The 21,853-nt window shown below is 63.0% G+C and carries 15 protein-coding genes and 1 pseudogene; 15 read left to right on the plus strand and 1 reads right to left on the minus strand.

The annotated features are described in order from the left end of the window. Positions 1-5: 5 nt before the first annotated feature. Positions 6-917: a LysR family transcriptional regulator gene (locus PSH81_RS14360; protein WP_305390901.1), complete on the minus strand. Its 912-nt coding sequence runs from the start codon at positions 915-917 to the stop codon at positions 6-8. A gap of 120 nt (positions 918-1,037) precedes the next feature. On the opposite strand from PSH81_RS14360, the gene PSH81_RS14365 reads away from it, so the two are divergent. The 15 genes and pseudogenes from PSH81_RS14365 to PSH81_RS14430 all read left to right on the plus strand — a co-directional run bounded on the left by PSH81_RS14365 (position 1,038) and on the right by PSH81_RS14430 (position 21,696). After that, positions 1,038-2,033, plus strand: a complete 996-nt coding sequence (locus PSH81_RS14365) for an aldo/keto reductase (RefSeq protein WP_226456913.1) — start codon at positions 1,038-1,040, stop codon at positions 2,031-2,033. Positions 2,034-2,169: 136 nt separating this feature from the next. Continuing rightward, positions 2,170-3,255: pseudogene (locus PSH81_RS27560) on the plus strand (cache domain-containing protein); the annotation flags it as partial. Between the two features lie 201 nt (positions 3,256-3,456). After that, on the plus strand, positions 3,457-4,164 hold the full coding sequence (locus PSH81_RS27565; RefSeq protein ID WP_370694917.1) for a methyl-accepting chemotaxis protein: 708 nt from the start codon (positions 3,457-3,459) through the stop codon (positions 4,162-4,164). A gap of 90 nt (positions 4,165-4,254) precedes the next feature. Beyond that, the gene (locus tag PSH81_RS14375) at positions 4,255-4,713 is read left to right on the plus strand and encodes an SRPBCC family protein (RefSeq protein WP_305390904.1); all 459 of its coding nucleotides are present in this window, start codon (positions 4,255-4,257) and stop codon (positions 4,711-4,713) included. Positions 4,714-4,793: 80 nt separating this feature from the next. Continuing rightward, the gene (locus tag PSH81_RS14380; protein ID WP_226456917.1) at positions 4,794-5,240 is read left to right on the plus strand and encodes a DUF411 domain-containing protein; all 447 of its coding nucleotides are present in this window, start codon (positions 4,794-4,796) and stop codon (positions 5,238-5,240) included. Continuing rightward, positions 5,237-5,668: a YqaA family protein gene (locus PSH81_RS14385; RefSeq protein ID WP_192300447.1), complete on the plus strand. Its 432-nt coding sequence runs from the start codon at positions 5,237-5,239 to the stop codon at positions 5,666-5,668. The genes PSH81_RS14380 and PSH81_RS14385 overlap by 4 nt, the downstream gene beginning before the upstream one ends. 66 nt (positions 5,669-5,734) lie before the next feature. Beyond that, positions 5,735-6,688 (plus strand): D-2-hydroxyacid dehydrogenase family protein, encoded by a 954-nt coding sequence (locus PSH81_RS14390; RefSeq protein WP_226456919.1) that lies wholly within the window; start codon positions 5,735-5,737, stop codon positions 6,686-6,688. 513 nt (positions 6,689-7,201) lie between these two features. Continuing rightward, positions 7,202-8,758, plus strand: coding sequence for a glycogen synthase GlgA (glgA, locus tag PSH81_RS14395; protein ID WP_192300449.1), 1,557 nt, complete (start codon positions 7,202-7,204; stop codon positions 8,756-8,758). A 19-nt stretch (positions 8,759-8,777) separates the two neighbouring features. After that, positions 8,778-10,523 carry a malto-oligosyltrehalose trehalohydrolase gene (gene treZ, locus PSH81_RS14400; protein WP_305390907.1) on the plus strand — a complete coding sequence of 582 codons (1,746 nt, stop codon included), beginning with the start codon at positions 8,778-8,780 and terminating at the stop codon, positions 10,521-10,523. Then, positions 10,520-12,604, plus strand: a complete 2,085-nt coding sequence (gene malQ, locus PSH81_RS14405; protein ID WP_305390908.1) for a 4-alpha-glucanotransferase — start codon at positions 10,520-10,522, stop codon at positions 12,602-12,604. The genes treZ and malQ overlap by 4 nt, the downstream gene beginning before the upstream one ends. Next, positions 12,601-15,336 (plus strand): malto-oligosyltrehalose synthase, encoded by a 2,736-nt coding sequence (locus tag PSH81_RS14410; protein WP_305390909.1) that lies wholly within the window; start codon positions 12,601-12,603, stop codon positions 15,334-15,336. The genes malQ and PSH81_RS14410 overlap by 4 nt, the downstream gene beginning before the upstream one ends. Before the next feature lie 24 nt (positions 15,337-15,360). Then, positions 15,361-15,600, plus strand: coding sequence for a DUF2934 domain-containing protein (locus PSH81_RS14415; RefSeq protein WP_192300453.1), 240 nt, complete (start codon positions 15,361-15,363; stop codon positions 15,598-15,600). A gap of 190 nt (positions 15,601-15,790) precedes the next feature. Further along, positions 15,791-17,950, plus strand: coding sequence for a glycogen debranching protein GlgX (glgX, locus tag PSH81_RS14420; protein ID WP_305390910.1), 2,160 nt, complete (start codon positions 15,791-15,793; stop codon positions 17,948-17,950). Between the two features lie 196 nt (positions 17,951-18,146). Beyond that, positions 18,147-18,908 (plus strand): PIG-L deacetylase family protein, encoded by a 762-nt coding sequence (locus tag PSH81_RS14425; RefSeq protein WP_226456926.1) that lies wholly within the window; start codon positions 18,147-18,149, stop codon positions 18,906-18,908. A 220-nt stretch (positions 18,909-19,128) separates the two neighbouring features. Further along, the gene (locus PSH81_RS14430; protein ID WP_305390911.1) at positions 19,129-21,696 is read left to right on the plus strand and encodes an autotransporter outer membrane beta-barrel domain-containing protein; all 2,568 of its coding nucleotides are present in this window, start codon (positions 19,129-19,131) and stop codon (positions 21,694-21,696) included. Positions 21,697-21,853: the final 157 nt, after the last annotated feature.

Here is a 21,853-nt window from a genome sequence, read left to right on the forward strand (position 1 = left end):
CGGAGTCATCGCCTCAGTCCAAGGCCTGGAGTGGCGCATAGCTCCACCAGCCAATCCACAAACACGCGTACCCGCAGCGACAGCTGGCGGTGCGGCGGATACAGCGCCGTCAGTGCCATTGCGGGTACCGTCAACCGGGGTAACACCTCGACCAGCCGCCCCTCGGCCAACTGGCGCAGGGCATGGTAATGCGGGGCCTGGATCAAGCCATACCCGGCCTCACATGCCGCAAAGTAACCGTCGGCGCTGTTGACCGAGACGCTCTTGGCCAGATTGATCGGGCGCAACTCGGTCCCCACTTCAAATTCCAGGCCATAGCGCTTGCCAGTGGTGCTCGATACGTACTCGACCATCTGGTGATGCATCAGATCTTCAACGCACTCGGGCACGCCCATGCGCGCCAGATAAGCGGGGCTGGCCAGGGTTACCTGCTCGAGCATCACCAAGGGCCGCGCCACCAGCGACTCATCCAGCGCCGGGCCACCGCGCAGCACACAGTCCACACCTTCACGGATCAGATCCACCGGGCGATCATTCAGGCCGATTTCCAGTTCGATACGCGGGTAGCGCGCCGTGAACGTCGGCAACGCGGGAATCACGATGCAGCGCCCAATGCCCGACGGCATGTCCACGTTCAAGGTGCCGCGTGGGTCTTGCCGACGGGTGGAAAATACCGCCTCGGTCTCCTCCAGGTCGGCCAGCAAACGCACGCAACGCTGGTAATACGCAGCGCCGTCCAGCGTGGGGCTGACCTGGCGCGTGGTGCGTTGCAACAGTTGCACCCCCAGATACGCCTCCAATTGCTTGATCAGCACCGTCACCGAAGCGCGCGGCATTTGCAGGCTGTCTGCGGCCTTGGCGAAGCCGCCCAGTTCGACAATCCGGGTAAACACGCGCATTGCATTAAAACGGTCCAAACCTGGGCCCCTCGCTGAGGATTATTTAGATAATCCGAATAGTGATAACTGTTTTAGCCGGTTTATCCCAATTCTGTCGAGGATAACAATGGAGCCCTTCCCACCCCAGGCGTTTAACACATGCACACACGTCAACTCGGTAAAAACGGCCCCCACGTCTCTGCCATCGGCCTCGGCTGCATGGGCATGACCGATTTCTACACCCCCGGCACCGACACCACAGAGGCCACCGCGACCCTGCATCGCGCCCTGGAGCTGGGGGTGAACTTCCTCGACACCGCCGACATGTACGGCCCGCACACCAACGAAGCGCTGATCGGCAAAGCCATCGTCGGCAAGCGCGACCAGGTGTTCCTGGCCAGCAAGTTCGGCATCGTGCGCGACCCGGCCAACCCGACGCTGCGCGGTGTCGACGGGCGCCCCGAGTACATCCGCAACGCCATCGATGGCACCTTGCGCCGCCTCGGCGTGGAGACCCTCGACCTCTACTACCAACACCGCATCGACCCCGAAGTGGCCATCGAAGAAACCGTCGGGGCCATGGCTGAACTGGTCAAGCAAGGCAAGGTGCGTTACCTGGGCCTGAGCGAAGCGTCGGCGGCCACCCTGGAGCGGGCGCACAAGGTCCACCCCATCAGCGCCCTGCAAAGCGAATATTCGCTGTGGAGCCGCGACCAGGAAGACAACGGCTGCCTCGCCGCCTGCCAGCGCCTGGGCGTTGCGTTTGTGCCCTACAGCCCGTTGGGCCGCGGCTTTCTCACCGGCGCACTGCAAAGCCCGGACGATTTCGACGCCGACGACTATCGCCGCCAAAGCCCGCGCTTCCAAGGCGAGAATTTCGCGAAGAACCTGCAACTGGTGACACAGGTGCAGGCCCTGGCGCGGGACAAGGGGGTCAGCGCCGGGCAGCTGGCGCTGGCCTGGGTGTTGGCGCAGGGCGACTACATCATCCCCATCCCGGGGACCAAGCGACGCAAGTACCTTGAAGAGAACGTCGCGGCGCTGTCGGTGCGCCTCAGCCCGAGTGAATTGGCGGCGCTAGAGGCGGTGTTTGCGGCCGATGCCACAGTCGGCCTGCGTTATCCCGAAACGGTGATGGCGATGCTGAACATCTGAACACCCCGGAGCGCCCAGAAGCGGCGCTCCAACTTTCTTGTACGAACGTACCTAAAGCTCTGGATCGCCAAGCCGATAGCCCGACGAAGCTCTAATAAAGCCGCGTGAATAACAAACGCTTCGTAAGGACGATCCCATGCCCCCACTGCGCTCCATCCAAGCCCGCTATACCGTGTTTCTGGTGCTGTTCGTCCTGGTGCTGTTTGTGTTGACCATCGTCGGCATCGGCCAACTGGTCGCACCCACGCTTCGCCATACCGAAGAACAAGTGGTGCTCAACCGCATCAGCGAAGTCGCCGAACAGATCCAGGGCGAGCTGAACAAGGTTCAGGCCCAACAACGCAGCATCACCCAAACCATTCCCCTGCTCGACAGCGATGCCATCGACAAGGTCCTGCCTGGCCTGGTCGACCAGTACGGCGAGCTGAAAGTCTTCGGTGGTGGCATTTGGCCACTTCCCAACCAGCGCACCCCCGGGCGCAACAAACACAGTACGTTCTGGCACCGTGATGCTTCGGGCAAGCTGACGGTCAATACCTTCTGGAACAGCGACCCGGCGCCCAATTACTACGACCAGAGCTGGTACAAAGGCGGGCTCGCTTCACCTCGCGGCCAGTGCGCCTGGGCGGCGGCCTACAAGGATGACGCCAGCCAGGAGCCACGCACCAACTGTGCCATGGCGATCCAGCGCGACGGTGCCGCCTATGGCGTGGCGACCATCGATGTGACCCTGGGCTTCTTCAATGAGTTGGTGGCCAGCAAGGAAAAAGACATCGGTGGGCAAATGCTGATCGTTGAAGGCGACGGCAAGATCATCAGCAACAGCTCGCGCATCAGCGGCCCGGTGGTGTTGAAAAACATCAGCGAGCTGACTGGCACGTCGGCCTTCGCCGCCCAGGTCAGCAAAGCCCTGGCTCAGCGCAACCAAGCCTTGCAGCGCAGTGAGTTCGACAACGGCGGCGTCGCCAGCACCTTTTACATGCGCCCGATTGAAGGCACCCCGTGGTTCCTCGCCACCGCCCTGCCCACCTCGCTGATCACTGCCCAGCGCGATGATGTACTGGGCACCCTGGCCCTGCTGCAAATCCCTATGGTGTTGCTGCTGGTGCTGCTCGCGGTGTACGCGATCCGCCAATTGGTGCAGCGCATGACCACGCTGAAAAGCAATATCGATGCATTGTCTGCCGGCGACGCCGACCTGACCCGACGCATCACCATCCGCGCCGAAGACGAACTGGGCGCCATCGGCCACTCGGTCAACCGGTTTATCGTCTACCTGCAAAACATGATCGGCGAAGTCACCCAGGCCACGGGCGCCATGTCCTCGGGCCTGGAGCAATTGCAACAGACCTCGGTGCAGACCAACCAGATCCTGCTGCGACATGCCTCGGAGACCGACCAGACCGTCACCGCCATCACCGAAATGAGTTCCACCGCCGACACCGTCGCGCAAAACGCCGCCGAAACCGCGGCCTTTACCCAGCGTGCCAACGAACACGCCGACCGTTCCCGTGTGGTGGTGGGTGAGGCGTCCAACAGTGTCAGCGCGTTGATCGGCGAAGTTTCCAGTGCCACCCAGAGCGTGGAAAACATGCGCCAGGACGCCGCGCGTATCACCGAGACCCTGGGTGTGATCGGCGCGATTGCCGGCCAGACCAACCTGTTGGCGCTCAACGCCGCCATCGAGGCGGCGCGGGCTGGCGAGCAAGGCCGTGGGTTCGCGGTGGTCGCCGACGAAGTGCGCGCACTGGCGGCACGGACCCAGGCCAGCACGTCGCAGATCAACGAGATGCTGGTGCGCCTGACCACGGGGGTCAGCACGTCCGTCGCGGCCATGGAAAACACCCAGGCCAGTTGCCAGTCGGCCGCCGACGCCACGGCGCGGGTGAACACCGGCCTGGACGAAATGGCGGGCTCGGTCAGCCACATCAACAACCTCAGCACCCAGATCGCCACGGCCGCCGAGCAGCAAAGCGCAGTGACCGAGGAGATCAACCGCAGCATGGTGCACATTCGTCATATGGTCGAAGAGTTGGTGCAAAGTGGTCACGCCACCGAAGCCAATACCCAAAGCCTGCTCGACGCCAATGGCCGGGTTATTGCACTGATGAGTCGCTTCAAAGTCCGTTGATCACCTCGCCAAGGTCTCCCGTGCAAAGCGCGGGAGTCGGACTATTCTGACAGCTCAAGGTGTTTAGCCACGCCACACAGGAGGTGTGTCATGCGCGCTGTCGAGCAGTCGGTCCGGTTGGAGCGGATCAGTCAGGAACGCTTTATCCAGGCCCCGACCGAGGCCGTCTACGACTACGTGACCCAACCGGACCGCTGGCACGAATGGCACCCCACTTCCCTCGGCGCCGAGACCGGCACCTGCGGTTCCCTCCCCGTCGGCGCCCGCTTCACCGAATTCATCGACCTGTTGGGCATCCGCGTCCCTATGAGCTATCGCGTGCAGATCGCCCGACGCCCCGACGAATTCAAGACCGTGTTTACCTCCCTGGCCGTCGACGGCTCGATTCACTATTTCTTGCAGGCCCACCACGATGGCACGCTGTTCAAGCGTGTGCTGATCTACGAGACCGAGTTGCAGCTGGCCAGCCTGCATGAACGCATGACCGAGCTGTCGTCCGTTGCCCTGGACCAGCTCAAGCAACGACTGGAAAACCCACCCTCTGTATAATTTAGAAACATTATCGCCGCGTACCCTTGCAAAAAGCAGGGAAAATGCCGGGCTTACTGCTCGGAACCGGATGACAACCCATGAAGACCCCATTGCGCGTGGCCCTGCTTTCGGCCCTGTTCACCACCACCCTGGCCCAGGCGGCCGACCTGATCCCTATCGACGTGCACCGCGACGCCAATTGCGGCTGCTGCAAGAAGTGGATCAGCCACCTGGAAAGCAACGGTTTCAAGGTCAATGACCATGTGGAAACCGACATGAGCGCGGTCAAGCAACGCCTCGGCGTCGCCCCACGCCTGGGTTCGTGCCACACCGCCGTGATCGACGGCAAGTTCGTCGAAGGCCACGTGCCCGCCGAGCAGGTACTGGCTTTGCGCACACGCGACGACCTGCTCGGCGTCGCCGCACCGGGTATGCCCATGGGCTCGCCTGGCATGGAAGTCGAGGGTCGCAGCGAAGCCTTTGAAGTGATCGGTCTGACCCGTGATGGCAAGGACGTCGTGGTGGCTGAATACCCGGCGCAATGATCGCGGGTTACCTGGGACTGTTCGTCGCGGCGTTTGGCGCCGCGACCTTATTACCCCTGCAATCGGAAGCGGTGCTGGTCGGCCTGCTGCTCAGTGGGCATTACAGCCTGTGGCTGCTGCTGGGCGTCGCCACCCTCGGCAACGTGCTCGGTTCAGTGGTGAACTGGTGGCTGGGGCGCTGGGTGGAGCACTTCAAGGGGCGACGCTGGTTTCCGGTCAATGACCGGCAACTGGACAAGGCCCGGCGGCATTACCAGCGCTGGGGGCATTGGACGCTGCTGCTCAGTTGGCTGCCGGTCATCGGGGACCCGCTGACCCTGGTCGCCGGCGTGATGCGCGAACCCCTGTGGCGTTTCTTGCTGTGGGTGACCGTGGCCAAAAGCCTGCGCTACGCCGTGCTCGCCGCGCTGACCTTGCACTGGGTGTGAATCCCTGTTTAATTTCTCGCCAACATTAAACGCCGTTTAATCCAACCTTTTTCGGGGCGCTCGTTGATGTCGGTACAGATCGCAGTGATTGATGATTGGCAGAACGTGGCCAGTGGCGTGGTGGACTGGTCGCCGCTTGCAAGCGTCGGCCAGGTGCACTTCCTGCACGATTACCCGGCGGACACCGCCACCATGATCCAGCGCTTGCAGGGCTTCGAGGTCATTTGCGTGATGCGCGAACGCTCGACCTTCGACAAGGCCCTGCTCCAGGGCTTGCCCAGGCTCAAGCTGCTGGTGACCGGCGGCATGCGCAACGCGGCCATCGACATTCCCGCCGCCAAGGCACTGGGGATTCAGGTGTGTGGTACTGACAGCTATAAACAGGCAGCACCGGAATTGACCTGGGCATTGATCATGGCGTCTACCCGCAACCTGCTGGCCGAAGCCAACTCGCTGCGCGCCGGAGGCTGGCAGGTTGGCCTGGGGGGTGACCTGCATGGCAAGACCCTGGGGATTCTCGGGCTCGGCAGCATCGGTCAAAAGGTCGCCCAGTTCGCCCAGGTGTTCGGCATGCGCGTGATCGCCTGGAGTGAAAACCTCACGCCGGAGCGCGCGGCCGAGTCGGGGGTGACGTGGGTCAGCAAGCAGGCGCTGTTCGAACAGTCCGACATTCTCAGCGTGCACTTGGTGCTCAGCGAGCGCAGCCGAGGCCTGGTGGATGCCGAGGCGCTGGGCTGGATGAAACCGTCTGCGCGCCTGGTGAACACTGCCCGCGGGCCGATCGTGGATGAGACCGCGCTGGTGCAAGCGCTGGAAAGCGGGCGTCTGGCCGGGGCGGCACTGGATGTGTTCGCCGAGGAACCCTTGCCGCACGACCACGCGTTCCGGCGCCTGCCCAATGTATTGGCTACTCCGCACGTGGGTTATGTGAGCGAGCAGAATTACCGCCAGTTCTATCAGCAGATGATCGAAAACATCCTCGCGTGGGCCAACGGCACGCCCATTCGCGGGCTCGCCTGACGCACTTGTAGTGAGCGGGCTTGCCCCGCGCTGGGGGGCGAAGCCGCCCCAAATCCGCACACTGCGGTCTTCCTGATACACCGCGGCGGGCCATTTTGGGGCGGCTTCGCCCCCCAGCGCGGGGCAAGCCCGCTCACTACAAACACCTATCCGCGTACTTTCTGGGCATGCTTTCAAAGCGGTATAGGGTTACAAGTTTTTTGTCCTACAAAAATTCCTCACAAACCCTACGGGCTCTGGGATCTGTCCTAGACTGATGACCGATGGGTCCGTTTCAAAACAAAAACCCCGCAAAAAATCGAAACTTTCCAACTCTGCCGTAGGTCCAGTTTTAAGGTGAGGCGAGCACGTGGAGTTCATCCCCAATGCCCGTCCATCCAATCTTTTCGAGCCAAATGTGCATCTGGCATACGCCTTGCCAGTTTGTACAGTGCTTGTGCGCCTGACCGCAGGAAGCGGTCATCGGAGCTGATGGCAGCGGGCCATTAGCCAACCAACATGTGGGAGTGAATTATGATCAATGCCGCTGTAGTTGTTCAGGGAGAGCGTGTCAGTCAGCCGGTAGGGGGGCCATCATTGGTCGACCTGCCCACCACTGTGCGGCAGGTCGTGAACGAAAATCCCAACCGCAAGAAAGTCTTGTTTGTCACCTCTGAATTCGCCGACCTGGTCAAGACCGGCGGCCTCGGCGACGTGTCCGCCGCCCTGCCCCGCGCCATGGCCCATCTGCACGATGTACGCGTGTTGATCCCCGGGTACCCACAGGTGATGGAAAGCGATAACCCGATTCATATCGTCGGCGAGCTGGGCGGCCACGCTGCGCTGCCGCCGTGCAAGATCGGGCGCATGGACCTCAAGGACGGCCTGGTCATCTATGTGCTGATCTGCCCCGAACTGTACGAACGTGAAGGCACGCCCTACGGCGCCAACAACGGTCGCGACTGGCCGGACAACCATATCCGCTTCGCCCGCCTCGGCCTGGCCGCCGCCGACATGGCCGCCAACCTTGCGCAGATCCACTGGTGCCCTGACCTGGTGCACGCCCACGACTGGCCCGCTGGCCTGGCGCCGGCCTATATGCACTGGCGTGGGTCACGCACGCCGACGCTGTTCACCATCCACAACCTGGCCTATCAAGGCGTGGTCAGCCTGGCCTCCACGCCGGAGTTGGGCATTCCGCCCCACGCCCTGCAACAGGAAGGCATGGAGTTCTACGGCAAGATGTCGTTCCTCAAGGCTGGCATGGCGTATTCCAGCCATATCACCACGGTGAGCGCAACGTACGCCCAGGAGATCACCACCCCCGAATTCGGCTGCGGCCTCGATGGTTTCCTGGCCAGCAAGACCCAGCAGGGCCTGCTCAGCGGCATCCCGAACGGCATCGATGAAAGTTGGGAAACCTCCACCGATACGCACCTGCAACATAATTTCAATATTGGCGACTGGGACGGCAAGGCCATCAACGCCGGCCACGTGCGCCGCCTGTTCGGCCTGCACGACTCCAAAGGCCCGCTGTTCGCAGTGGTCTCGCGCCTGGTCTACCAGAAAGGCCTGGACCTCACCGAAGCCGTAGCCGGCTTTATCGTCGAAAACGGCGGCCAGATCGCGATCATCGGCCGTGGCGAGCCGGAAGAAGAACAGGCCATGCGCGAACTGGCGCTGCGCTTTCCCGGCCAGGTCGGCGTGCGCATCGGCTTCAACGAAACCGACGCCCGGCGCATGTTTGCCGGCAGCGATTTCCTGTTGATGCCCTCGCGCTATGAGCCGTGCGGCCTGAGCCAGATGTACGCGCAACGTTTCGGCTCGCTGCCGGTGGCGCGCAACACCGGCGGGCTCGCAGACACCATTGAAGATGGCGTCACCGGCTTCCTGTTCAATGAATCCAGCGTAGAAAGTTACCGCGAAGCCCTGAGCCGAGCGTTCAGGGTCTTCGCCTTCCCGGGCCTGCTCAATGCCATGCGTTCGCGCGCCATGACCCAACCCTTCAACTGGTGCCAGGCGGTGGAACCCTACGCCGAACTGTACGAACAGCTTGTGGCCAAGGCCCTGGGGAAATCCGCCAATAAATAGACATGGGAGGTCTCTGTAGATGCCGTCACGGACTCTGGAAACCTGGCCCCACGGCGCAATCATGCTGGACGCGCAACACACGCGTTTTGCCTTGTGGGCGCCAGACGCGTATTACGTCAGCGTTGAATTGGAACACGGTAAGTCCGTCGCCATGCTGCCCCAGGCAGATGGCTGGTTTGAAACTGAAATAGCCTGCCCGGCAGGCACGCGCTACCGCTTCAATATCGATGGGGAAAAGGATGTCCCCGACCCGGCGTCCCGGGCCCAGGCCACGGACGTGCATGGCTGGAGCCGGGTCGTCGACCCCCTCGCCTATCAATGGCGACACAGCCAGTGGCACGGCCGTCCGTGGCACGAAGCGGTGATCTATGAACTGCATGTCGGCGCGTTGGGCGGTTACGCCGCCGTAGAGCAACACCTGCCGCGCCTGGCCGAGCTGGGCGTGACTGCGATCGAGCTGATGCCACTGGCGCAGTTCCCCGGCGAACGCAACTGGGGCTACGACGGGGTTTTGCCCTATGCGCCCCACGCCAGCTACGGCACGCCCGAGCAGCTCAAGCACCTGATCGACAGCGCCCATGAACACGGCCTGGCGGTGATCCTCGACGTGGTCTACAACCACTTCGGCCCCGACGGCAATTACTTGGGCCAATACGCCCAGGGTTTCTTTCGCGAAGAGGTGCACACGCCTTGGGGCGCCGGCATCGACTTCGAACGCCGTGAAGTGCGCAACTTCTTCCTCGACAACGCGCTGATGTGGCTACTTGAATACCGCTTCGACGGCCTGCGCCTGGACGCCGTGCACGCCATCGACAACCCGGGGTTCCTCAAGGAGCTGGCGCAACGGGTGCGCCAGCAAGTCGATACCGGCCGCCACGTGTGGTTGGTGCTGGAGAACGAATTCAACCAGGCCAACCTGCTCGAGCACGATTTCGACGCGCAGTGGAATGACGACGGCCACAACGCCCTGCACGTGTTGCTCACCGGCGAGACCGACGCCTATTACAGTGACTTCGCCACCGACACCACGGCCAAGCTCGCCCGCTGCCTGGGCGAAGGCTTCATCTACCAGGGCGATACCACCCGCCACGGCCACACACGCGGCGAACCCAGCGGCCATCTGCCGCCGACCGCGTTTGTGCTGTTCTTGCAGAACCATGACCAGATCGGCAACCGCGCCCTCGGTGAACGCTTGCATCAACTCTGCTCACCCCAGGCACTTCAGGCGGCAACCACTTTGCTGCTGCTGTCACCGATGATCCCGCTGCTGTTTATGGGCGATGAAGTCAACGCCAGCGAACCGTTTCTGTTTTTCACCGACCACCACGGCGAACTGGCCGAAGCGGTGCGCGAAGGCCGACGCAATGAATTTGCCGACTTCGCCGCATTCAACGAACCGGCGCTGCGCAAACGCATTCCCGACCCGAACGCCCTGCGCACCTTTGAACACTCGACACCGACCTTCACCGACCACCCCCAGGCCCGGCTCTATCGCCAGTTGCTCAGCCTGCGCCACCGCCACCTGGTGCCGCACCTGCCCGGCAGCGTCGCATTGGGCGCACAGGTGCTGGCCGAGGGCGCCGTCAGTGCACGTTGGCGCCTGGGCAACGGCAGCCTGCTGCAGATCGACCTCAATCTGAGCGCCACCGCACTCGCGTATCACCGCGCCGAACACCTGCTATTCGAAACGCCTGCCGACCAAGGCGCACAACTGCCGCCGTACAGCGCACGCGTCACCCTATCCCCTGTTGGAGAGCACTCTTGAGCGAAGCGAACCTGGAAATCCTCGCCAGCCGCGCGGGCCTGGCCGTCGATTGGATCGACGCCAACGGCCGCCCACAACGCGTCAAACCCGAGGCCCTGCGCGCCGTGCTCAAGGGCCTGGGCCACCCCGCCGACAGCGACGCCGAGGTCGACGCCAGCCTGCTGCAACTGGAGCACGCCCAACAGGACAGGCAATTGCCGCCCTTGATGACAGTCGACAGCGGCGACAGCCTCAACCTGGCGCATTACTTCGAACCCGACACCCTGTGCCGGGTCAGCCTTGAAGGCGGCGACACCCTGGAGCTGCGCCTCGACGGCAATGCGCTACTGCCCGGCGTCATCGCCCTCGGCTATCACCACGTGCACATCGCTGGCCAGACCTTCACCCTCGCCGTCGCGCCTACCCACTGCTACAGCGTGGCCGAAGCGGTGCATAGCCAACCCGCGCGTGCCTGGGGCATCAGCGCCCAACTCTATGCCCTGCGTCGCTTGGGCGACGGCGGCTTTGGTGACACCCTGGCCCTGGAACACCTGGCGCGCGCGGCCGCCGAACGCGGGGCCGATGCCTTGGCGATCAGCCCGATGCACGCGATGTTCAGCGCCGACACCGGGCGCTACAGCCCGTATTCGCCGTCCAGCCGCTTGTTCCTCAACAGCCTGTACGCCTCGCCCGCCTGCATCCTCGGCGAACGCGAAGTGCGCAGTGCCATCGAGGCCCTGGGCCTGACGGAAGAACTGCACGACCTGGAACAACACAGCCTGATCGACTGGCCCAGCGCAGCCAAAGCCAAGCAACGCCTGCTGCGCGCGCTGTATGAAGACTTCCGCCACGGCCATCACCCGCAACACGCCGACTTCCTCAGCTTCCGCCAGGCTGGCGGCGAAGCCCTCGAAAACCACTGCCGCTTCGAAGCCGTACAAGCCGCGCGCGCCGCAGCCGGTGAGGATCTCGACTGGCGCCACTGGCCCCAGGATTGGCGCGACCCACAAAGCCCGGCACTGGCACAATTTGCCGCAGAGCACGCCAGCGAGATCGGTTATTTCGCCTTCAGCCAATGGCTGATCGCCCGTTGCCTGGAACGCGCACAACAAGCCGCGCGGGGCAGTGGCATGGGCGTCGGCCTGATCGCTGACCTCGCCGTGGGCGCCGACGGCGGTGGCAGCCAGGCCTGGAGCCGTCAGGATGAACTGCTCGCCGACCTCACCGTCGGCGCACCACCGGACATCCTCAATCGTGCAGGCCAGGGCTGGGGGATTTCCGCGTTTTCTCCGGAGGGTCTGCAACGCAACGGCTTTCGCGCCTTCATCGAGATGCTGCGCGCCAACTTCGCCCACGCCGGCGGCTTGCGCATCGACCATGTGATGGGCCTGCAACGCCTGTGGGTGATCCCCATGGATGCCTCGCCACGGGACGGCGCTTACCTGTATTACCCGGTGGACGACCTGCTGCGCTTGCTCGCCCTCGAATCCCACCGCCACCAAGCCATTGTCCTCGGCGAAGACCTCGGCACCGTGCCCGATGGCCTGCGCGAAAAACTCATCGGCCGCTCGATCCTGGGCATGCGCGTGCTGCTGTTCGAACAGGGTCACGACGGCCAGTTCAAGCCGATCCTCGACTGGCCCGACAACGCCCTGGCCACCACCAGCACCCACGACCTGCCAACCCTCAACGGCTGGTGGCACAGCCGCGACATCGAGTGGAATATCCAGCTCGGCCTGATCGACGCGCCCACTGTCGAGCAATGGAGCGAACACCGCCTGCGCGAGCGCCAGGCGCTGCGTCAGGCCTTGAGCCAGGACCCGCAGAATTTCGTCGATGAGATTCGCAACGAAACCGACCACATGATCGACGCCAGCGTGCGTTACCTGGGCCACACTCGTGCGCCGCTGGTGCTGCTGCCGCTGGAAGATGCCCTGGCCGTGGACGAGCAAGCCAACCTGCCGGGCACCATCGACACCCACCCCAATTGGCGCCGACGCTTGCCGGGCGAAGCCTCCAGCCTGCTCGACAACGCCGGTGCCGCACGCCGCCTGGAACTGCTGGCCGTGGCGCGCAACCAGGCCTACGAGCGTGACCGATGAAAACACTGCCGCTACGCGCGACCCAACGCCTGCAATTTCATCGCGGCTTTACCCTGGATGATGCGGTGCCCCTGGTGCCGTACTTCGCCGCGCTGGGAATCAGTCATCTGTATGCTTCGCCGCTGCTCAGCGCCCGCGCCGGCTCCATGCATGGCTACGATGTGGTCGACCCCACGCGTGTCAATCCCGAGCTGGGCGGTGAAGCGGCATTGCGGCGCCTGGTGGCCGCTTTGCGCGAACACGACATGGGGCTGATCCTCGATATTGTCTCCAACCACATGGCCGTCGGCGGCGCCGATAACCCCTGGTGGCTGGACCTGCTGGAGTGGGGGCGCTTGAGCCCCTACAGCGAGTTTTTCGACATCCAGTGGCACTCGCCAGACCCGTTGCTCAAGGGCCAATTGCTCATGCCGTTCCTCGGCAGCGATTACGGCGAAGCTTTGCAGAGCGGCACTGTGAGCCTGCAATTTGATGCGGCCCACGGCGCGTTTTACGTCGCGCATTACGAACACCACTTCCCGATCTGCCCACGGGATTACCCCGCGATCCTCGGCACCGACCCGTTGCTCCAGCCGCTGGCCGAGCGCTTCAGCGCCCTCGCCTATCAAGACGACGCCTACCACGAGGCCGCACGGCTCAAACAGTTACTGGCCGAACGCGCCAGCGAGGACCAGGTCCTGCGCGCCATCGAGCAACAGTTGGCCAGGTTCGACTTCGACCGCCTGCATCATCTGCTGGAACAACAAGCCTACCGCCTGGCCAGCTGGCGTACGGCGGCGGACGACATCAACTGGCGGCGCTTCTTCGACGTCAACGAGCTCGGCGGCCTGCGTGTCGAACGCAGTGCGGTGTTCGAAGCCACCCACGGCAAGATCTTCGAACTGATCAGCGAAGGCCTGGTGGACGGCCTGCGCATCGACCATATCGACGGCCTGGCCGACCCACGCGGCTACTGCCGCAAGCTGCGCCGACGCGTGGACTCGTTGGCGCCCGGACGGCACTTGCCGATCTTTGTCGAGAAGATCCTCGGCGACGGTGAAACTCTGCGTGAAGACTGGCAGGTGGACGGCACCACCGGCTACGAATTCATGAACCAGCTGTCGTTGCTGCAACATCACCCGGACGGCTTCGCCCCACTGGCCGAGCTGTGGACGCGCCACAGCGAGCGCCCGTCGGCGTTCATCGAGGAAGCGCGCCTGGCCCGCCAGCAAATCCTCAACGGCTCCCTCGGCGGCGACTTTGAAAGCGTGGCCCAGGCCCTGCTGCAAGTGGCCCGCGACGACGTGATGACCCGCGACCTGACCCTTGGCGCAATCCGCCGTGCCTTGCAGGAATTGATCGTGCATTTCCCGGTGTACCGCACCTACATCAGCGCCCGCGGCCGCAGTGCCGCCGATGAGCGTGTGTTCCAGCAGGCCATGGACGGCGCCCGCAGCACCTTGGGCGAAGGCGACTGGCCGGTGCTTGACCACCTGGCCAACTGGCTAGGCGGCCAACCCTGGCGCGATCGCCCGCTGGGGCGTGAGCGCAAGATCCTCAAGCATGCCTGCGTACGGTTCCAGCAACTGACCTCGCCGGCGGCGGCCAAGGCGGTGGAAGACACAGCGTTCTATCGTTCGGCGGTGCTGTTGTCGCGCAACGATGTGGGCTTCAGCACCGAGCACTTCAGTGCGCCGCTGGCCGAGTTTCATGCCGTCAACCGGCAGCGCTTGCAGAGCTTCCCCGATAACCTGCTGGCCACCGCCACCCACGACCACAAGCGCGGCGAAGACAGCCGCGCACGCCTGGCGGTGCTGAGTGAATGCGCACCGTGGTTTGCCGAGCAAGTGGAACACTGGCGCAGCCTTGCCGCGCCGTTGCGCAGTGACACCAGCCCCGCCGCAGGCGATGAACTGATCCTCTATCAAGTGCTGCTGGGCAGTTGGCCACTGGACCTCGGTGCAGACCTCGAGGGTTACCAACAACGCCTCTGGCAGTGGCAACAAAAAGCCTTGCGCGAAGCCAAGTTGCACAGCAGTTGGAGCGCGCCCAACGAGGCCTACGAGCGCGGCGTCGAAACCTTCCTGTCGCGCTTGCTGCTGAGCGCTGAAGGCCACGCCTTGCGCAGCGCCATCGGCAACGCCGCCCAGGTCATCGCCCCGGCTGGCGCGATCAATGGGCTGGCGCAATCCTTGCTTCGCATCACCGTGCCGGGGGTGCCGGACCTGTACCAGGGCGCCGAGTTCTGGGACTTCAGCCTGGTGGACCCGGACAACCGTCGCCCGGTGGATTTCAACGCCCGGCAACAGGCGTTGCGCTCCCCACCGGACATCGGCGAACTGTTGTTCCACTGGCGCGACGGGCGTATCAAACAGGCGGTGATCGCCCAGGCCTTGGCCCTGCGCAAGGCCTACCCCGAACTGTTCCACAGTGGCCGCTACACGCCGCTGCAAGTGCTGGGCAAACACGCCGCGCACGTTGTCGCGTTCGCCCGCGAACACCAGGGCAAATACCTCGTGGTGGTGGTGCCACGCTGGTCCCATTGCCTGCTTGAAAACGGTGTGTTTCCCCAGATCAATGCGCAGGTTTGGGGCGATACACGGGTCACACTACCGTTCGCCGCCACGACACAAAAATGGAAGGGACTTTTCCACACAGGCGCAGTCACACCAAACAAGGAGCTGCCGCTGAGCACTGCCCTGGGGGATTTCCCGGTCAACGTCTTTATTAATCCTGATGATCAAGAGAGCTGAACATTTTCTGTGAGGAGCATTGCGATGAGTACTGAAGACAAACGCATACGGGAACTGGCACACCAGATCTGGGAGTCGGAGGGCAAACCCCACGGCCAGGACACGCGCCATTGGGAGATGGCACGCAAGCTGGCGGAAGCCGAAGCTTTGACGCCGAGCAAGCCTAAGCCGGCAGCCAAACCGAAAGCGGCGGCCAAGCCCAAGCCAGCCGCCAAGCCGCCCGCCGAGAAAAAACCCAAGGCCCCGCGCAAACCGGCCAGTTAAGCGCACTTCCCTGTGGGAGCGGGCTTGCCCGCGAAGGCGCTGGGTCAGCAATCGATGCACTGACTGACACTCGGCATTCGCGGGCAAGCCCGCTCCCACAGGGGGCGCATTTCACTCTGAATTCAATGCTCACCTGACCACCGTCAGCACGGCCGCGTTCGTCCCGAAAAAATTCTGCAGGAGCAACTCAATGAGCAAACCCGACAACACCCCATCGACGCCTAAAAACGAGCCGTCGCGGATTCGTGAAGGTTTGCCCTTCCCCCTCGGCGCTACCTGGGACGGTCTGGGCGTCAACTTTGCGCTGTTCTCGGCCAACGCGACCAAGGTCGAGCTGTGCCTGTTCGACGACAGCGGCGAGGTGGAGCTGGAGCGCATCGAGCTGCCCGAATACACCGATGAAACCTTCCACGGCTACCTGCCTGACGCCCACCCGGGGCTTATCTACGGCTACCGCGTGTACGGCCCGTATGACCCGGCCAACGGTCACCGTTTCAACCATCACAAATTGCTGATCGACCCTTATGCCAAGCAATTGGTCGGGGCGCTCAAATGGTCCGAGGCGCTGTTCGGCTACACCATCGGCCACCCGGACGACGACCTCAGTTTCGACGAACGCGACAGCGCGCCCTTCGTGCCCAAGTGCAAGGTCATCGACCCGGCGCACACCTGGGGCAACGACCAGCCGGTGCGGGTGCCGTGGGACCGCACGATCATCTACGAAACCCACCTGCGCGGCATCAGCATGCGCCACCCCAGCGTCGGCGAATCCGTGCGTGGCACCTGCGCGGGGTTGATGGAAGATGATGTGCTCAAGCACATCCGCCAGCTCGGCGTGTCCTCCGTCGAACTGCTGCCAGTGCACGCGTTCGTCAACGACCAGCACCTGCTGCAAAAAGGCATGACCAACTATTGGGGCTACAACAGCATCGCGTTTTTTGCCCCCGACCCGCGTTACCTGGCCAGCGGCAAGATCGCCGAGTTCAAGGAAATGGTCGCGCACCTGCACGAGCAGAAGCTCGAAGTGATCCTCGACGTGGTCTACAACCACACCGCCGAGGGCAACGAGCGCGGCCCGACCCTGTCCATGCGCGGTATCGACAACGCCTCGTACTACCGCCTGATGCCGGATGACAAGCGCTTCTATATCAACGACTCCGGCACCGGCAACACCCTCGACCTGAGCCACCCGTGCGTGCTGCAAATGGTCACCGACTCGCTGCGCTACTGGGCCAACGAGATGCACGTCGACGGCTTCCGCTTCGACCTGGCGACGATCCTTGGGCGCTACCGCGAGGGGTTCGACGAGCGCCACAGTTTCCTCGTCGCCTGCCGCCAGGACCCGGTGTTGCGCCAGCTCAAACTTATCGCCGAACCCTGGGATTGCGGCCCCGGCGGTTATCAAGTCGGCAACTTCCCGCCGGGCTGGGTGGAATGGAACGACCGTTTCCGCGACACCGTGCGCGCCTTCTGGAAAGGCGATGACGGCCAACTCGCCGACTTCGCCGCACGCATGACCGCCTCCGGCGAGATGTTCAACCATCGTGGCCGCCGGCCCTATGCCTCGGTGAACTTCATCACCGCCCACGACGGTTTCACCCTGCACGACCTGGTGTCGTACAACGACAAACACAACGAGGCCAACGACGAGAACAATCAGGACGGCAGTAACAACAACCTGTCCTGGAACCACGGCGTCGAAGGCCCCACCGACGACCCGGAAATCAACGAGCTGCGCCTGCGCCAGATGCGCAACTTCTTCGCCACGCTGCTGCTGGCCCAGGGCACGCCGATGATCGTCGCGGGTGACGAGTTCGCGCGTACGCAACATGGCAACAACAACGCTTATTGCCAGGACAGCGAAATCGGCTGGGTCAACTGGGACCTGGACGAAGACGGCAAGGCCCTGCTCAAGTTCGTCAAACGCCTGATCAAGCTGCGCCTGGCGTACCCGATCCTGCGCCGTGGGCGTTTCCTGGTGGGCGACTACAACGAAGACATCGGCGTCAAGGACGTCACCTGGCTCGCGCCGGATGGCAATGAGATGTCCACCGAGCAGTGGCAGGACAGCCATGGCCGCTGCCTGGGCATGCTGATGGACGGCCGTGCCCAGGAAACCGGCATTCGTCGGCCAGGTGCCGATGCCACCTTGCTGCTGGTGGTGAATGCGCACCACGACATGGTCAACTTCCGCCTGCCGCCGGTGCCTGAAGGCGGCTTCTGGACGTGCATGGTCGACACCAACCAGACCGCCGTGCGCGGCCAGGAACGCTTCGAGTTCGATCACGAGTACGCGGCCACTGGGCGTTCGCTGCTGTTGTTTGAGCTGCAATACGAAGAGGAGGTGTGACCCAGCCACCAAGTCGGTAAAAAAACGACATCCCAAGATGTAAAAGCGACCAATCGTTGACTATGCTCAAGTCGCCTTGCCGGCACTCCAGGGTTGGAGTGCCGTGCAGTCACGCCAGCGGAGCCTGGAGTGAATAAAAGAGTGTCGTCCCGTCAACGGGGTACGACCCGCATCAATCGACAAGGATGTGACACCCATGAAGCCTGCCTCCTTAAGCGACGGCCGCCGCGGCCCGGCGCAAATCTGGAACAGCGCCCCGCAACTGGCGCAAATCCCCGTAATCAATCCGACTTCGCTGGTACCACGGGACACCCGCGTGGTGGTGGTCGCCCCGCATCCGGGCGATGAAGTGCTGGCTTGCGGCGGTCTGCTGCAACTGCTGAGCACCCTGGATCATCCGCTGCAACTGATCTCTGTGACCGACGGCAGCGCCAGCCACCCCGGCTCCAGCGTGTGGCCGGCAAGCCGCCTGAGCGTGGTGCGGCCCCAGGAAAGCGTCGAGGCGCTGCGCCGCCTGGGCATGCCATTGCATAGCCTGAAGTGGATTCGCGGCGGCTTTTGCGACAACGCCCTGGCCGCCCGCGAGCAACCGTTGGGCCAGTTCATTGCCCGCTACCTGCAGCCGGGGGATGTGGTCTTCACCACTTGGCGCAACGACGGCAACGACGACCATGATGCAGTCGGTCGCGCCACCGCCCATGCATGCAACCTGGTGGGGGCGCGCCTGTACGAGCTACCGATCTGGGCGTGGCACTGGCCAACGCGGGAGGCGTCTGTGATCCCCTGGCAACGGGCGCGCAAGGTACGCCTGGATACCTGGAGCGTGGCGCGCAAGCTGCACGCTGCCCACGCCTACGCCAGCCAGTTGGTGGGCGACCCCGAGATTGGCTTGGCGCCCATGCTTGCGCAAGTGTTGCTGGAACGCATGCGCGACCCGTATGAGATCGTGTTTGTCTAGGCACGCACTCGTCTATACCTGTCAATTCTCACAGTGGCGGGCGCTGGAATCTGCTACTAAGGTGGCAACAGCGCTGCACAGGTTGAGGTGCAGTCGAGAAAACCATGCCAACCCCTTGCATTGGCCGGTGTTTTTGAGCAGGTACCCCGTATTCCCTGATCCATATCGCGCATCACGTTGTCATGGTTTGAGCCGCATTGCTCATTCATGAGGACGGATTATGCGTATACGCACTTGCCCCCCGCTGTACTTCGGCCTCGCCACGTCGGCGATCCTCGCGGCGTGGCCGCTGCTGTCCCAAGGCGCCTGTGTCGTCAGCGGCAGCCCTGCCACCGGCCAGGTGTTTACCTGTACCAGTGGCACCGACCCCGGCATCAACGCAGCGACCGGCGACAACCAAGTGTTGTTCCCCAGTGGCAACAGCGTGATCAATGGCAATGTGACCCTGGGCCCAGGCAACGATCTGGTGCAACTGGACGCACCGGACACGCAGATCAACGGCGCGGTGAACATGGGGGATGGCGCGAATATCTTTCGCTTGAACAAGGGCACGATCACCGGGGCTGTGAACCAGGGCTCGGGGACCGATGTTGCGCAGGTCAGCGGTGGCCAGGCAGGCGCGATCAACCAGGGGGCCGGCGTTGACGATTTCTCCATGAGTGGCGGCACGATTGACTCATTGGCCCAGGGCGACGGGCACGACAAGTTTTCCATGAGTGGCGGCACGATTACCCGTGCGTTCGAGGACGGTGATGATGCCAAGATGACCGGCGGCACGATCGGTCGGGTGGACATGAAGCTCGACAAGAACCTGTTCGACATGAGTGGCGGGACCATCATCAACAACCTGGTGACCGGCTTTGATGACGACACCATTTTGATCTCGGGCACCGCCTACATCGGCGGCAATGTCAGCACCAGCGGTGGCGTGGACACGATCACCGTCACTGGCGGCACCATCAACGGGCAAATCCTCGCCAGTACCGGCAACGATCGTTTCAGTTGGATCGGTGGCGGCAAAATCAACGGCTTCATTCTGCTCGGCCCCGACAACGATACGGCGCTGCTACAGAACTTGAATGAACCCCTTGTGTCTTCTACCTCACTGATTGACGGCGGTACGGGCACCGACACGCTGACATTCGACAACACCCAGGCCACCACTCCCGGACGCTATACCAACTGGGAACAGGTGACGCTGGACAACAACGCCACCTTCACCCTTAGAGGCACCTTTGTACTGGGCGATGCCGGTACGGGAACCGGCGCCATGACGCTCAACGGCAGCAGCAGACTGCTGGTCAACACCGGTGCCATCAGCGCATTTGACAGCAACCAGTTGGCAACCCTGACTAACCGCGGAATGATCGACATGACCACCGGCAGTACCACTGCCACGGACGTCCTGACCGTCAACGGCAATTACATCGGGACCGGCGGCACGCTCGCCCTGCAGACCGTATTGGGGCCGGATAACTCAGCCAGCGACAAGCTGGTGGTCAGCAAAGGCACGATCCAGGGCTCCAGCAAGATCGACATCACCAACCTCGGCGGCGCGGGCGCAGGCTCGTTGCAAGACGGGATACAGGTAGTGCAAGCCACCAACGGTGCGACCAGTAGCGCCGGTGCCTTTAGCCTGGCCCATTCCGTTTCCGCAGGGGCATTTAACTACTATCTGTTCAAGGGTGGCGTCACCGACGGCACCGCAGAAAACTACTACCTGCGCTCCACGGTACCGGTTATCCCACCACCGGACCCGGTGATCGTCACGCCGCTCCCGGAACCGGTGCCAGGTACACCGCCGCTGCCGCCCAACCCGGTCATCACCCCGATTCCAATCTACCGCTCCGAAGTATCGATCTACGCCGCACTGTTTCCGGCCGCCCAGCAAATTGTCCAGGGCATGCTTGGCACTTACCACGAACGCATGGGTGACCAGAACCAGCAACAGACCGACCTACCTCACACGGGATGGGGCCGGGTCTACGGCAGCAGCAGCCGGCAAAGCTTCGCCGGCACGGTAAACCCCACGTTGGACAGCTCCACAACCGGGTTTAATGTGGGCACCGACCTCTTTACCCTCGCCACCGACGACGGCAAGGTGCACCACGCCGGGTTCTTCGTCGGCCATAGCCGTTTGAAGGGCGACATCAAGGGTTTCAACGACGGCTGGCAGGACAAGGACGCCGGCAGCACCACCCTGCGCAGCGACAGCCTCGGTGTGTATTGGACACTGATCGGCGCCAACCGGGCTTATCTGGACCTGGTGTTGATGGGCTCGCGCCTCGACGGCCACAACGAGTCGGACCGTGGCGTGAAGATGAAAACCCGTGGGCATAACGTGTCTGCTTCGGCGGAAGTGGGTTGGTCTTTCCCGGTGGTAGCCAACTGGGTCGTCGAACCCCAGGCCCAACTAATCATCGGCAAGACCAAACTGGACAGCCAAAACGACGGTATCTCCGACGTTGCGTATAAAGCCGACACCACCGTCACCAGCCGCCTCGGCGCACGTCTGCGCGGTGATTACCAGGTCAGTGGCATGCCATTGCAACCCTATGCCCGTGCCAACATCTGGCACACCCGTGGAGGTAAAAACACGGTGACCTTTGCCGATGTCACCGACATCGATACCGAACAGAAATCCACTACGATGGGCGTCAGCCTCGGCGCCGACCTCACGGTGGCGCCGGGCATCAGCCTGTACAGCGAAGTGGGCTTCAACCGCAACCTGGACAGCAATGCCTTCAACGGTCGGCAAGGTACGCTGGGACTGAGAATGGCGTTCTGAGGTGCTGTGTTGTATCGCAGCGGATACGTGCGCCGCTGCGATACCCCCCGCTTGAAATGCACGTTCGCAGTGCCCCGCCAAATGTGAAAATTTTATTAACTATCTCTCTGCTAAGGCTTTTATTACAGGACGTAAGCTGCCAACCTAATGCGAATAA

Origin of the sequence: Pseudomonas sp. FP2335 (assembly GCF_030687535.1) — a bacterium.
Taxonomy (GTDB): Bacteria; Pseudomonadota; Gammaproteobacteria; order Pseudomonadales; family Pseudomonadaceae; genus Aquipseudomonas.